Raw genomic sequence first — 13,606 nt, 5'->3', positions numbered from 1 at the left:
CCGGCGGCAACATCACCAATTGAGTGGTGAGCACCCTGGGCGGCTCGACCGGCGGCTTGTCCACCGACCAGCCGGCCACCAGCACGGCCAGGACCCCGGCGTGCAACGCCAGGGCCAGGGCCGCCGCCAGAATGTTGGGCAGCCGTTTGCCAGGGGCCAGCGGCGACAGGTGCAACGTGGGGCCGGGCATGATCATCGCGTTCATTGCGGGGCCTCGGTCACCAGCCCGAGGTTGCTCACCCCACCCTGCTGCAAGGCAGCCATGGCCGCGACCACACGGCCGTAGCCGGCGTCCTTGTCCGCGCGGATATACACCTGGGTGTCGCTGCGCCGGGCCACGATCTGCGCCACCTTGGCGCGCATTTCATCCAGGTCCACGGCGCTGTCGGTCTGGCTGCTGGTGTCCAGCTCGCCGCCCAGGTTCCAGTAGTAACCGCCCTCGGCCTTGACCGACAGCGTGAGGATCTGCTGCCGGGTATCGTTGGCCAGGGCCTCACTGGCGACCTTGGGCAACTCGATCTTCACGCCCTGGGTCAGCATCGGCGCGGTGACCATAAAGATCACCAGCAGCACCAGCATCACATCGATGTAAGGCACCACGTTCATCTCCGCCTTGGGCCCGTGCTTGCGTTGCGGCCTGACTAACATGTGCATTCTCCTTTCAGGCGGCCACGGCCAGGTTCAACGGGGCGCCATGCAGCTTGCGGTGCAGGCGTGCCTGAAGCTCGTTGCCGAAGGCGTAATAACGGGTGAGCAAGGTCTGGCCCCGGGCCGAAAAGCGGTTGTAGGCAATCACCGCCGGAATTGCCGCGAACAGGCCGATGGCCGTGGCGATCAAGGCTTCGGCGATCCCCGGCGCTACCGTCGACAAGGTCGCCTGCTGCACCTGGGACAGGCCGAGGAAGGAATTCATGATCCCCCACACGGTGCCAAACAGCCCGATATAGGGGCTGACCGAACCCACGGTGGCGAGAAACTGCAGGCCTTTTTCCAACTGCACTTCCTGTTCGCTGATGGCCACGGACAACGAGCGCTCGACCCCTTCGAGCACCACCTCGGCCGGGTTGCCGGGCTGCTGCCCAAGCTGGCTGTACGCCTGGAAGCCGGCAAGGAAGATCGGCTCCACCCCGCCCTCGCGATCACCGCTGTGCTGGCTTTCGCGGTACAGCGACGGCAGCTCCGGGGCGCTGCGAAAGCGCTGGATAAAGTCGTTCATCTGCCGCTCGCAACGGCTCAAGACCGCGCTGCGTTGAATAATCAGGTACCAGCTGAGCAACGAGGCCAGCAGCAAGGTCAGCATCACTGCCTTGACCAACAGGCTGGCATCGCTGATCAGCCCCCAGATCGTCATGTGTTCCAGTGTCGCTTGCATGGTGTCGCTCCTGTGCGCCAGCCCGGGAGCAGTCGATGGGCGACTGCCCGCGGGCTATTGGATGAAAGTGTGATGACCGATTGATGACAGCCCGCCTCAGGGCAGTTTCAGCGCCCGGGTGACCTCGGCCCAGGGCACGAATTTGAAGTTCTGGGTCTGCTCCGGCATGCGCTTGCGCCCGTCCTGCACCACCAGCATGCCCTGGCTCCAGGGCCCGCCGAGGTTGACCGAGGTGACTTCAATGCCGTCGGTTTCCGAGGCACCGTCGATACCCGCGGCGGCGTTGATCCCGACCCGGAACGCACCGTGGGACGCAAAGGGCGGCTCGGCGTCGAGCACCAGGTAGCTGTCGTTGCCCTGGCTGGAAATCACCAGGTAGTCCCGCGCATTGCTTTGGTACAGGGCCAGGCCCTCGACATCGGCATGCAGTTGCGGGCCGACCTTGATCACAGCGCTCAGGGTTGCCGGCTGCTCGGGACGGGCGTCCACCGCCCATACGCCAACATCCTCCTCGCCGATAAACAGCCGCTGGCGCTGGTCGTCGGCCACGCAGCCTTCAGGCTGGCTGGCGACCTTGAACTGGCGCACCAGCTCGCCCTGCACCACGCCGTTGGGCGCACTCAGGCGGTACTGGACAAAGGTCCCGTCCTTGCCGTTGGCGATGGCGTACACCTCGCCGCTGGCCGGCTGGAACAGGCACATGCCGTAGATTTCCTTGAGCGGCGTAGGGATCTCCCCCGCTTCGCGCAACTCGCCGCTGCTGCGGTCGATGGCGAACAGGCTGAGGCTGTTGTGATCGCGGTTGCTGGCCACCGCCAGGTCGACCTTGAGTTCGCCCAGCGCGAAGTTGGGCCGCACGTCGACGTTGTTCAGGCGCCCCACCGGCAGCTCTTGCAGCAGCTTGCCTTGCAGGTCATAGGCCAGCAGGCCCTGTTTTTTATTGGTGCCCAGGACCCGGCTCAAGGCCGGTTGCTGCGGGTGAATCCAGATCGCCGGATCGTCCGCTGCATCGCCCTGACGCCCCACCGGGTCGCTCTGGCTGGCCGCCGCCACGTTGGGCAATGGCGAAGGCAGCGGCACCGGGCTCGCCTGCCAGTTCAACTCGCCTTGGTACAGGCGCCCGTCCTCGTCATCGCGCAGCAGCACTTGAACGCCTTTGGCGGTGGCTTGTACGGCCAGGTTCTCCGGCTCCACCAGGCCCGGCAACGGCAGCGCGGCCACGGTTTGCCAGCGCTCGCCCTGCTGCTGGTAGAGGTGCAGTTGTGCAGCCTTGGGGTCGAGGCCCAGCACCCCGCCCGGCATGAGCGCCATGGCCCCGGCGGCTTTTTTGAGGTCGCCGAAAGGTGCGCGCAAGGCCACCGGCAGGCGCTCGACATCGGCTTCCGGGTGCGCCGGGTAGGCCCACCAGCCCACGTGCTGCTCATTGACCAGCAGTTGGTTGGCGCCATCGTCGACCTGGCAGAACTGCGCCGCCGGCGGCAGCGGCAAACCGCGCACGCGCTGGGGCTGCGGGTTCAGTTGCGCGCCATTGCCCACCAGCCATTGCTCGCCCTTGCCCTCCTCGCCCACCAGGAACAGGAACAGGTTGCTGGCCTCGTCGCGGTACAGGCACAGGCCGTTTACCGGGTAGTCGCGGGTCGGCAGATACACCGGCTGCCCCCAGCTGCGGGTGCGTGGGTCGAGGCTCACCAGCAGCGCCTGCTGGCGCTGGTTGTCGAGGCTGGCCACCAGTACTTGCTGGCCGGCGGCGCGGCTGTCCAGGGCACTGAACGACCCCGGCAAACGCGCCAGCTCCGCGCCCTGGGCGTCGAGCAACAGCAAGCCGTCGCGCTCGCTGGCGGCCAGGCGCTCAGGCCCCAGTTGCGCCGGCAGAAAGCTCAGGGCGCTCAGTTCAAGGTGCTGGGTCGCGGCCCAGGGTTGCAGTTGCAACTTAGGCACCGCAGGCGCGGCCAAGACCGCGGTCGAGGCCAGGGCCAGCAGCGTGGCCAGCAGGGTCGGCGTGGAGAACGGCTGAATCTTCATCAACGGTGGAAATCCTTGTGGTTCATCCGGGGCGGCGCCGGCCAGCAGCGCCGCCGGGGTTTAGAAGTGGGTAAAGGTCAGGCCGAGCTTGTAGGTCGGGCCGTACTCTTCGTACTGGCCGTTGTAGGCGCGATGGCCGGTGTAGACGAAGTACGACTCATCGGTGAGGTTCTGCGCCTCGAAGCTCAGCTGCAGGTTCTTGCTCAGCGAGTAGCGCGCGCTGAAGTCGACGAACGTCTGGGCATCGACGTGCAGGTCGTGGGCCTTGTCGTTGATCGACGCCAGCTCGTAGAGGTAGTCGGACTTGTAGTTGGCCGACAGGCGCAGGCTGACGGTGTCGTCTTCCCAGCCGAGCATCAGGTTGCCCACGGTGTCCGACTGGTTGGGCAGCGCGATATCACGCTTGCGATTGCGGCCACTGGTCTGGTCGAAGCCCTCGATGCTGGCGCTGGAGCGGCTGAAGGTGCTGTTGGCACCGACCAACAGGCCGTTCCAGGGCGCGGGCAGCCAGTCGAATTTCTGCGAGTAGGCCAGTTCCAGGCCGTACAGCTTGGCGCTGTCGCCGTTGTCGAAACTGTGGGCTTCGGAGAAACCGGCCCAGGCGCCCGTGCCGGCAAGGTCGGTGTTGTAGACGAAGTTCTTGATGTCTTTGTAGAACACAAAGGCCGAGACGGTGCCGGCGCGCCCCATGTAGTGCTCGATGCCCAGGTCGAGGTTGCTCGACTCCAGGGGCTTGAGGTCGGGGTTGCCGAAGGTGGCTTCGTCGCCGTCGATGACAAACCCCGGGGCCAGTTGGCCAAAGGTCGGGCGCACCACGGACTTGGTCCAGGCCGCGCGCACCTGGGTGTTTTTATCCAGCTGGTAGCGCGCATGCAGGCCGGGCAGCCAGTGGTGATAACGGCGCTGGGTCTCGGTGGCGGTGTAGGCGCCGTCGGTGACCCCGGTGCCCTTGGCTTCGAACTCGGTGCCTTCGTAGCGCAGGCCGGCGATAAAGCGCCAGTCGTCGATGTCGAGGGTGTTCATCAGGTAGCCGGCGTTGATGTCTTCGCGAATGGTGAAGTCGTTGACCCGGGATTCCTGCTCGTCATAAAAGTCGGCGCGATCGAGGCTGCCGATCAGGTCCTTGATCGCCGAGCCGCTGATCCCCGGGCCGAACCGGCCGAGGCGGTAATCGACGCTGCCCTTCTGGAACTGCGTGAGGTTGAGCTGCTGGTCGCTGAAGCCCAGGGTGTCGAAGTCCTTGTAGACCCAGGCATCCAGGTCGTTGTCCTTGTTGCGCCGGCTGACCTTGCCGCCGAACTTGACCTGGGACGCGTAGCCGCTGAAGTCGTAGTCCCGGGCCAGGTCCAGGCGCAGGTTCTTCTCGGTGTCGGTGGTTTTCTGTTGTTCCCAGTCGACCTTGTCCAGAGTGAAGTTGGCCGGGTCATAGAAGCCCGCGCCGATGATCGGCCGCGGCTTTTGCGTGTCGTAGAAACCGCTGTCGGCAAAGTCGCTGTTGCCCTCGAAGGTGGCACCGGCGATATGCCCCGGGCTGTCTTCGCTGGACCGGCTGTAGCCGGCCTGGCCGCTGAGGGTCCAGAGCCCGTGCATCCGCTCGCCGCCGAATACATAGGACTGGATTTCCTGGGTCTCTTCGCGCTGCTTGAGCTTGCGCTTGCCTTCGGCGTCGCCCAGTTGGCCGGAGGCCTGGGGGTCGGCGAATTCGATGCTGGTGGAGTTGCGCGTCTCGCTGTCCTTGTAGCGGCTGTAGAGGGTGCGCAGGTAATAGCGGCTGTCGTCGTCGGGCTTGTAGTCGAAGTTCAGGCCGCCACCGGCACGTTCGCGACTGATGTCGTAGTCCCGTTGTTCAAATTCTTGCAGGCGCGCGCCTTGCTGGAAGTCCCAGGCGCCACCGGTCTCGACGTTGTCCGAGCCGAAATCGCGCTTCTGCCAGCTCAGGGCCGCGGCCACGCCGAAGTTGTCGATGCCGTCGCCAAGGCTGAAGCGATTGCTGGCGGCGCCGGAGAATTTGGGGCTGGTCTGGTGGCTGTTCTGGTCGTAGCTGGCTTCGCTGCTGCCGGTGTAGAACAGGCCCTTGTGGTCGAACGCCGACAGGCTCTGCACATCGACAGTGCCGCCCAGGGAGTTGGCGTCCATGTCCGGGGTCAGGGTCTTGATCACCGACAGCGACTGCACCAGTTCGGAGGGCAGCACATCCAGGGCCACGGCGCGGCGCGCGCTTTCTGGCGAAGGCACCAGAGTGCCGTTGATGGTCACGCTGTTGAGGTCCGGCCCCAGCCCGCGCACGCTGACAAACCGGCCTTCGCCCTGGTCGCGCTCGACGCTGATCCCCGGCAGGCGCTGTACCGCCTCGGCGACGTTTTCATCCGGCAACTGGGCCACGCCATCGGCGTGCACCACGCTTTTGATGCTGTCGGAACTGCGCTGCTCCTTGAGCGCCTGATCAATGCTGGCGGCCTGGCCGACCACTTCGACGTGCTCGGTGCCGTCTGTGGTTTGCGCCGCGCTCAGGCGCTCGCTGGCCACAGCCAGGGCCAGCGCGGTGAGTGTGAAGCCGACCAGCCCGAACGTGCCGTTGCGCTGATGATTGCTGCGCGTGTCCATCCTGTCCTCCCCCAAAGAGTCCGTTAACGCCAGGCAATCGGCCCGGCAACTGGGAGGGCAAGCTAGGGTCGGCGAATGACGGTTCTGTGACAGGGGTCGGCGCTGACCCGCGAAATCCGCGCTTTGCCAGAGGCCCGGCGGGCAAAGTGAGCTGATATGACCTCTGGGGCCCGCCGGCAGCGCCCGGGTGGATAGCTGTTAAGGCCCGGCAGCGCCGGGAAATCGGCTGATTGACGGTGAGCGGCGAAAAAAAACGCCCAGGCGCGGTGAGCTGATTCGACCTCCCCGGGTGGGGTGCACGCCGTCACCGGACTGTCACATCCATCTGCTGAGCTGAGGCCCATTCCGCCTTCAACCCAGGTCGCCGGCCATGTTCTCAGTGCTCAAACCCCATCGCTTGAAACTCACCCTGCTGTTGCTCGCGGCCAATGCCGGCTTGCTGTTGCACCTGGCCTGCGGCGATCTCAAGGCGGTCAGCGAATGGGAGTGGCTGGACATCGTCGGCGAAGGCGGCTCGGCGCTGCTGGCCCTGGTGTGGCTGGGGCTGGTGCTGAAAAGCCGGCCGGCCGGGCGTGTCACCAACTACCTGGCCCTGGGTTTGAGCTGCATCTTTTTCTCCTGGTGGATCGACAGCCTGGATGAGTTTATCCGCCTGCCCGACAGCATCACCTGGGACCACTGGCTGGAGTCCGGGCCGATGCCGGTGGGCATGATCCTGCTGACCATCGGCATCTATCACTGGCACCGCGAACAGCTGGCCATCAGCGCGCAGATGGAGAAACGCGAACGGCTGTTCCGCGAGCATCGGCTGTTCGACAAACTCACGCCGCTGGGTGGCGCCGACTACTTCAAGCGCCAGTTGGTCAGCACCCTGGAAGACAGCGCGCGACGCCAGCAACCCTTGTCACTGCTGGCCCTGGACCTGGATCGCTTTGCCGCCATCAACCATGACTACGGGCATGCCGAGGGCGATGCGGTGTTGCAGGCCATCAGCCATCTGCTGCTGCTCAACCTGCGACGCCAGGATTTGTTGTGCCGCCTGGCCGGCGACCGCTTTGTGGTGCTGCTGCCCAACACCGGCGAAAGCCAGGCGCGGCTGCTGGCCCTGGAGTTGGAACAGGCGGTGCAAGGCCTGGCCCACAAGACCCGGCAGCACGGCGAACGCCTGCAACTTTCGGCCAGCACCGCGGTGGTGATGGCCCTGAGCGAAGCCCCGGAGGCCCTGCTCAAACGCCTCAACCTGGCGCTGGCGCGGGCCAAGCAGCCCCTGGCCAAGACCGCCTGAGGCCGCCCCATGACGCTCAAGACCCTCTGGTACGAAACCGACAGCCGCTTTATTCCCGGGCATTACCAGCCGGCGACCCTGATCGACCTGGCGCTGTCCCGGGACATCGACAGCCACCGCCTGCTGCGTGGTACCGGCCTGTTCCACGAAGACATCCTGGCGGGCCAGACCCGTCTCAGCCCACAGCAATTCCTTGGCCTGATCGGTAACAGCCGGCGCCTGCTGGACGCCGACGACAGCAGCTTTCTGTTCGGCCAGCGCCTGCTGCCGGGGCATTACGGCGCGGCCAGCCATGCGCTGCAACATGCGCAAAACCTGCACCAGGCCCTCGACACCCTGATCCAGCAACAGGCCTTGCTCAGCCCCTTGGTGGCGCCACGGCTGTTGCTGGATGAGCAGTACGCCTACTGCTATTGGCTCGACAGTTGCGGCGCCGGCGAGCAGTGGCGTTTTCTGCTGGAGGCCAGCATGACCTCGCTGATCGCCATGAGTCAGTGGCTGAGCGGCCAGCGCTTGCCCTGGGAATGCAGCTTCAGCCACGCCGAACCGCGTTACGTCGAGCAGTACTGGGTGCACCTCGGGGAGCACACGCAGTTCCGTCGGCCCCTGGACCTGATGCGCATTCCCCGGGAGTTTCTGACCCAGCCCTGGCCCAATGCCTCGGCCACCGCCGGCCAGGTGGCGCGCCAGCAGGCCGCCGCGCAACTGGAGCAGTTGGGCCTGGGCTCGGGGTTTCTCGACTGCCTCTATCGCTACCTGCAAACCCATGTGCGCCAGACCCCGAACCTGGAACAGGCCGCGCTGGCCTTCGCCATGAGCCCGGCGACTCTCAAGCGCAAACTGCAGAAACACGACACCTGCTTCCAGCATCAGGTCGACCTGGTGCGCAAGCACGTGGCGTTGTACCTGTATCAGGTCAAGGGCTGGAGCAACGATGACGTGGCGCAGTACTTGAGCTTCAACGATGCGGCCAATTTCCGGCGCTCGTTCAAGCGCTGGACCGGCAGCACGCCGCGCCTGATCCGCCAGCTGTTCAGTGCCGGCTGAGGCCTGAGCCCTCGCGCCGGGCAGAGAAAAAGGTCTACTCTTGGGCCAAAGACCCAGACCATCACCCGCCTGCCCTGCCACGCATTGCCCCAGACCGCTTAAAGACCGGCGCCTTACAGGCGTATAACCCTTGTAGCCGCTTGTCGACTGTCATTCGCCAGCGGACCGCCCCTCAGGTCCGCGCATTCAAACGGGATAGAGTCATGACCACAGCCAATCTTCTCGAGCACGTGTTTCCTGCCGCCGCTGATATTCCCGAGCAATACCGCCTGGACGGCCAGACCGAACAACGCGAGTACCTGGTCGCCGGCGAACTCAAGACCTGGAGCGGCCCCCTGGCCGTGGTACGCAGCCCGGTGTACCTGGCCGGGCCCAATGGTGATGAGCAGGTGATCCTGGGCAGCACGCCGCTGCTCGATGCCGACACCGCCCTCACCGCCCTCGACGCCGCCGTGCAAGCCTATGACCGGGGTCAAGGCGTGTGGCCGACGATGCGCGTGGCCGAGCGCATCCAGCACGTCGAAGCCTTTCTCGGGCGCATGCGCGAACAGCGCTCGGCGGTGGTCAAGCTGCTGATGTGGGAAATCGGTAAAAACCTCAAGGACTCGGAAAAAGAGTTCGACCGCACTTGCGACTACATCACCGAAACCATCAATGCCCTCAAGGAACTGGACCGCCGCTCCAGCCGCTTCGAACTGGAGCAGGACACCCTCGGCCAGATCCGCCGCGTGCCACTGGGCGTGGCGCTGTGCATGGGGCCGTACAACTATCCGCTGAACGAAACCTTCACCACCCTGATTCCGGCCCTGATCATGGGCAACACCGTGGTGTTCAAGCCAGCCAAGCTCGGGGTGCTGCTGATCCGACCGTTGCTGGAGGCCTTTCGCGACAGCTTCCCGGCCGGGGTGATCAACGTCATCTACGGCAGCGGCCGCGAGACCGTCAGCGCCTTGATGGCCAGCGGCAAGATCGACATTTTCGCCTTTATCGGCACCAACAAGGCCGCCAGCGACCTGAAAAAGCTCCACCCCAAGCCCCACCGCTTGCGCGCAGCCCTGGGCCTGGATGCGAAGAACCCGGGCATCGTGCTGCCCGAGGTCGACCTCGACAACGCGGTCAACGAGGCGGTCACCGGCTCGCTGTCGTTCAATGGCCAGCGCTGCACCGCGCTGAAAATCCTCTTCGTGCATGAAGAAGTGGTCGAGCGCTTTATCGAGAAATTCAACGCCAAGCTGCAGCACCTCAAGCCCGGCATGCCCTGGGAGCCCGGGGTGGCCCTGACGCCGCTGCCGGAGTCGGGCAAGGTCGACTACCTGCACGCATTGGTAGCCGATGCCACCAGCAAAGGCGCAAAGGTGGTGAACAGTGACGGCGGCGAAACCCGGGCCTCGTTCTTCTACCCGGCGGTGCTGTACCCGGTGACCACCCAGATGCGCGTGTACCAGGAGGAGCAATTCGGCCCGGTGGTGCCGATCGTGCCCTACCGCGACCTCGACACCGTGATCGATTACGTCCTCGAATCCGACTTCGGACAGCAGTTGAGCATCTTCGGCACTAACTCCACTGAAGTCGGGCGCCTGGTCGACACCTTCGCCAACCAGGTCGGGCGGATCAATATCAACGCCCAGTGCCAGCGCGGGCCCGATACGTTCCCGTTCAACGGGCGCAAGAACTCCGCCGAGGGCACGCTGTCGGTACATGATGCGTTGCGCACCTTCTCGATCCGTACCCTGGTGGCGACCAAGTTCCTGGAGAGCAACAAGGAGTTGATCAGCGACATCATCCGTAATCGCGAGTCGAGCTTTTTGACCACCGATTACATATTCTGAAAACCCTGACTGGAGCCCATAGCCGAGCCCGATGAGCGACCTGCGAACCTCCCGAATGCCCCTGATAGTGCGCCGACTGCTGCGTCCCTTGCTGGACCCGTACCGGCGCTACCGCCACGCCAGGCTGATCCATGCGGTACGGGTCTCCCTGGGCCTGATCGCGACCATCCTGCTGACCACCGGGATCAACCTGCCCCACGGTGAGTGGGCGTCAGTGACCATGCTGGTGGTGATCGGCGGGTTGCAGCACCACGGCAATATCGGCAAGAAGGCCGCCGAGCGGGCCATCGGCACCCTGATCGGGGCCGGGGTCGGCCTGTTGCTGGTGCTGCAACAGGCTTACCTGGGCCTGCCCTGGGTGACGTATCTGGGGATGTCGGTGGTCTGCGGCTTCTTTTCCTATCACGCCATCGGCAAGGGGGGTTACACCGCCCTGTTGTCGGCGATCACCGTGTTTATCGTGGCCGGCCATGGTGACAACCAGATCACCGACGGCCTGTGGCGGGCGGTGGATATCCTGATCGGTATTGCCCTGGCGCTGGCGTTTTCCTTTGCCATCCCGCTGTACGCGGTCTATTCCTGGCGCTACAACCTGGCCAGCGCCCTGCGTGACTGCGCCACCTTGTACGGGCGCATCGTCAACGGCCAGTCGGTCACCGACGATGAACACCTGAAGCTGCTCAGCCGGCTCAACGCGACCCTGCTGCAACTGCGCTCGCTGATGCCCTCGGTGTCCAAGGAGGTGCGCATCTCCATGACCGAGCTCGACGCCATCCAGCGCAACTTGCGCATGTGCTTCAGCACCCTGGAGATCCTCGCCAACACCCGCCCCGATGTCAGCGACCCACAAGCCCTGGCGCACCTGCAACAGTTGCTGAAACAGGAAAACCGCCTGGTGCGCGTGCAATTGATCGGCATGGCCCGGGCCCTGCAATCCGGCGCCTCGAAACGCCTGGGGCGGCGCCTTGACGACAGCCTGCTGCAGCCGTCGAACACCACCCCGGTGTACTCGGCGCTCGATGGCTACCGCCTGCTGACCCGGCAATTGGTGGCCAACCTGGGCGATATGCGCCAGCGTCTGGCCAAAAGCGCGGAACACTGGAAGATCTGATTCAAGGCGTGATCGCACGCCGCAAACGCCAGGTCCAGCCTTGTTGCATGCCGGCAGCGGCCAGCAAAATCGCGATCACCCCCAGCCATTGCAGCCACTCAAGCCGATGCCCGAAAGCCAGCCAATCGACGAAGATCGCCGCAATCGGGTAGATAAACGACAAGGCGCCGGTCAACGCCGTGGGCAACTTCTGGATCGCGCCATACAGCAGTACATACATCAGGCCGGTGTGCACCATGCCCAGGGTCAGCAGGCTGGCCCAGGCCGAGGGCTGCGTCGGCAACAGCGAAAGGTTGGCCCAGGGCGCCAGCAACAACACCCCGGTGCAAACCTGGATCAAGGCGATCAGATGGGGTGGCGTGCCGGTCAGGCGTTTGATCAGCAACGCAGCAAAGGCGTAGAGCAGCGCCGCGCCCAGGGCCAGGCCGATGCCTGCAAGATAATCATCGCCACCGGCGCCCTGCTGGCCATGGGCGCTGACAATCGCCAGCATCCCGGCAAACGACACACCCAGCCAGAACAGCTTCTGCGCGGTGATTTTTTCGCCCAAAAACAGCGCCGCCAGCCCCACCAGCATAAAGGGCTGCACGTTATACACCGCAGTGCCGATGGCAATGGAGGCACGGGAATAAGACGCGAACAGCAGCAGCCAATTACCGACGATGGCCACCCCGCTGAGCACTGCCAGGGCAAAGGTGGTGCGGGTCAGGATGCCCGGGCGCAGGAAGCCGAACCCGGCGCAGATCAGCAGCAAGGTGCCGGCGCCGAACACACAGCGCCAGAACACCACATCCAGCACCGGCTGCCCGGACACCAGCACAAACCAGCCAATGGTCCCGGAAATAAGCATGGCGGCGGTCATTTCCAGCGAACCACGGCGTGTCATTTTGTCCATCTTCAGGCTCCTCAACAGGTGCCAAAAGTATGACAATGCCGCCCTGGGCCGCTCCAGCGCTTGCGATAGGCAAAAACCGCTGTATGCCTTTTTTATCAAGGCACAATCCGTACTTCACCTAAGAGGCTGCGATGATCGACGAAATAGACCAGGCGCTGATCAGCGCCCTGATGGAGGATTCACGCCGCTCGCTCAAGGCCCTGGCGCAGATCAGCGGCCTGTCGTCCCCCAGCGTTGCCGAACGCCTGCGCCGCCTCGAAGAACGCGGTGTGCTCAAGGCCTATACGGTGGAAGTCGACCCGAAACTCTTTGGCTACCAGTTACAGGCCATCGTCCGCATCCGCCCCTTGCCGGGCAAGTTGCAGGAGGTCGAACGGCAGATCCAGTCCATCGCCCAGTTCACCGAGTGCGACAAGGTCACCGGTGATGACTGCTTTATCGCCCGCCTGCACGTGCGCTCCATGGAGCAACTGGACACCCTGCTCGACCACCTGAACACCTACGCTGAAACCAACACCGCCATCGTCAAGAAAACCCCGGTCAAACGCCGCCTGCCGCCCATGGGCTGATCACCCACGAAAGCCCCCTGTTATGTGCGCCACACAAAACTTAAGGCAACAAAAAGCCCGCCGAAGCGGGCTTTTTTATTCAGGGCAGACGATTAGTCATCGCGACCCATGATGCCAAACAGCTGCAACAAGCTGATGAACAGGTTGTAGATCGATACATACAGGCTGATGGTCGCCATGATGTAGTTACGCTCGCCGCCATGGATGATGGCGCTGGTCTGGAACAGGATGCACACCGACGAGAACAGCACGAAGCCCGCGCTGATCGCCAGTTGCAGGCCGCTGATCTGGAAGAAGAAGCTGGCCAGTACTGCGCCCATCAGGACAAAGAAGCCCGCGGTGATGAAACCACCGAGGAAGCTCATGTCCTTGCGGGTGATCAGCACATAGGCCGACAGACCGCCAAACACCAGCGCCGTCATGGCAAAGGCCGAGCTGACCACTTCAGCGCCGCCCTGCATACCCAGGTAGCGGTTGAGGATCGGGCCCAGCAGGAAGCCCATGAAACCGGTCAGGGCAAACGCCGACACCAGGCCCCAGGCCGAATCACGAAGTTTGTTGGTAAGGAAGAAAAGGCCGTAGAAGCCGATCAGCACCACGAAAATGTTCGGGTAACCGACACGCATCTGCTGAGCCACAAAAGCCATCACGCCGCTGAATGCGAGGGTGAGGGCCAGCAAGCCGTAAGTGTTGCGCAGGACGCGGCTAACCTCTAGCTGCTCAGCCTGCACGCCGTTATTAACTGCGTAATCCTGTTCGCGCATGGCGACACTCCTGTTGGTTTGAAACGTTCAGTGGCAAAGATCATAACAGACGCTCTGCAACAAGCTACGCAGAGAGTTTGACAGTGTGTTTCATTCGGGTATTATGGC

At 64.0% G+C, this 13,606-nt stretch carries 11 protein-coding genes and 1 pseudogene; 5 read left to right on the top strand and 7 right to left on the bottom strand.

What is annotated here, in order from left to right:
* The 5 genes and pseudogenes from CF161_RS14840 to CF161_RS14820 all read right to left on the bottom strand — a co-directional run.
* Nucleotides 1–205 (bottom strand): annotated as a pseudogene (locus CF161_RS14840) (energy transducer TonB); the annotation flags it as partial.
* Nucleotides 202–648, bottom strand: a complete 447-nt coding sequence (tolR, locus tag CF161_RS14835; protein ID WP_020297406.1) for a protein TolR — start codon at nucleotides 646–648, stop codon at nucleotides 202–204. The pseudogene CF161_RS14840 and the gene tolR, both read right to left, overlap by 4 nt.
* 13 nt (nucleotides 649–661) lie before the next feature.
* Entirely contained in the window at nucleotides 662–1,372 is a 711-nt protein-coding gene (gene tolQ, locus CF161_RS14830) for a protein TolQ (protein ID WP_020297405.1), read from the bottom strand.
* A gap of 96 nt (nucleotides 1,373–1,468) precedes the next feature.
* Nucleotides 1,469–3,394, bottom strand: coding sequence for a phytase (locus CF161_RS14825; protein WP_020297404.1), 1,926 nt, complete (start codon nucleotides 3,392–3,394; stop codon nucleotides 1,469–1,471).
* Nucleotides 3,395–3,454: 60 nt separating this feature from the next.
* Nucleotides 3,455–5,998 carry a TonB-dependent receptor gene (locus CF161_RS14820; protein WP_020297403.1) on the bottom strand — a complete coding sequence of 848 codons (2,544 nt, stop codon included), beginning with the start codon at nucleotides 5,996–5,998 and terminating at the stop codon, nucleotides 3,455–3,457.
* Nucleotides 5,999–6,368: 370 nt separating this feature from the next.
* Here CF161_RS14820 and CF161_RS14815 point away from each other — a divergent pair, with 370 nt between their 5' ends.
* The 4 genes from CF161_RS14815 (at nucleotide 6,369) to CF161_RS14800 (ending at nucleotide 11,270) form a co-directional block, all read left to right on the top strand.
* The gene (locus CF161_RS14815) at nucleotides 6,369–7,283 is read left to right on the top strand and encodes a GGDEF domain-containing protein (RefSeq protein WP_020297402.1); all 915 of its coding nucleotides are present in this window, start codon (nucleotides 6,369–6,371) and stop codon (nucleotides 7,281–7,283) included.
* A gap of 9 nt (nucleotides 7,284–7,292) precedes the next feature.
* Complete coding sequence (locus CF161_RS14810; protein WP_020297401.1) at nucleotides 7,293–8,330, top strand: AraC family transcriptional regulator; 1,038 nt, start codon at nucleotides 7,293–7,295, stop codon at nucleotides 8,328–8,330.
* A gap of 203 nt (nucleotides 8,331–8,533) precedes the next feature.
* Nucleotides 8,534–10,159, top strand: a complete 1,626-nt coding sequence (locus CF161_RS14805) for an NADP-dependent glyceraldehyde-3-phosphate dehydrogenase (RefSeq protein WP_020297400.1) — start codon at nucleotides 8,534–8,536, stop codon at nucleotides 10,157–10,159.
* A 55-nt stretch (nucleotides 10,160–10,214) separates the two neighbouring features.
* Nucleotides 10,215–11,270, top strand: a complete 1,056-nt coding sequence (locus CF161_RS14800; RefSeq protein WP_052027212.1) for an FUSC family protein — start codon at nucleotides 10,215–10,217, stop codon at nucleotides 11,268–11,270.
* Nucleotide 11,271: 1 nt separating this feature from the next.
* On the opposite strand, the gene CF161_RS14795 is transcribed toward CF161_RS14800, so the two are convergent.
* Nucleotides 11,272–12,165: a DMT family transporter gene (locus tag CF161_RS14795; RefSeq protein WP_020297398.1), complete on the bottom strand. Its 894-nt coding sequence runs from the start codon at nucleotides 12,163–12,165 to the stop codon at nucleotides 11,272–11,274.
* A 131-nt stretch (nucleotides 12,166–12,296) separates the two neighbouring features.
* On the opposite strand from CF161_RS14795, the gene CF161_RS14790 reads away from it, so the two are divergent.
* The gene (locus tag CF161_RS14790) at nucleotides 12,297–12,734 is read left to right on the top strand and encodes an Lrp/AsnC family transcriptional regulator (RefSeq protein WP_020297397.1); all 438 of its coding nucleotides are present in this window, start codon (nucleotides 12,297–12,299) and stop codon (nucleotides 12,732–12,734) included.
* A gap of 92 nt (nucleotides 12,735–12,826) precedes the next feature.
* On the opposite strand, the gene CF161_RS14785 is transcribed toward CF161_RS14790, so the two are convergent.
* Entirely contained in the window at nucleotides 12,827–13,498 is a 672-nt protein-coding gene (locus tag CF161_RS14785; RefSeq protein ID WP_020297396.1) for a Bax inhibitor-1/YccA family protein, read from the bottom strand.
* Nucleotides 13,499–13,606: the final 108 nt, after the last annotated feature.

The organism is Pseudomonas sp. CF161 (assembly GCF_000416215.1).
Lineage (GTDB): Bacteria > Pseudomonadota > Gammaproteobacteria > Pseudomonadales > Pseudomonadaceae > Aquipseudomonas.
The sequence above is the reverse complement of the archived record's forward strand: the minus strand, read 5'-3'. Positions and strand labels throughout refer to the sequence as shown.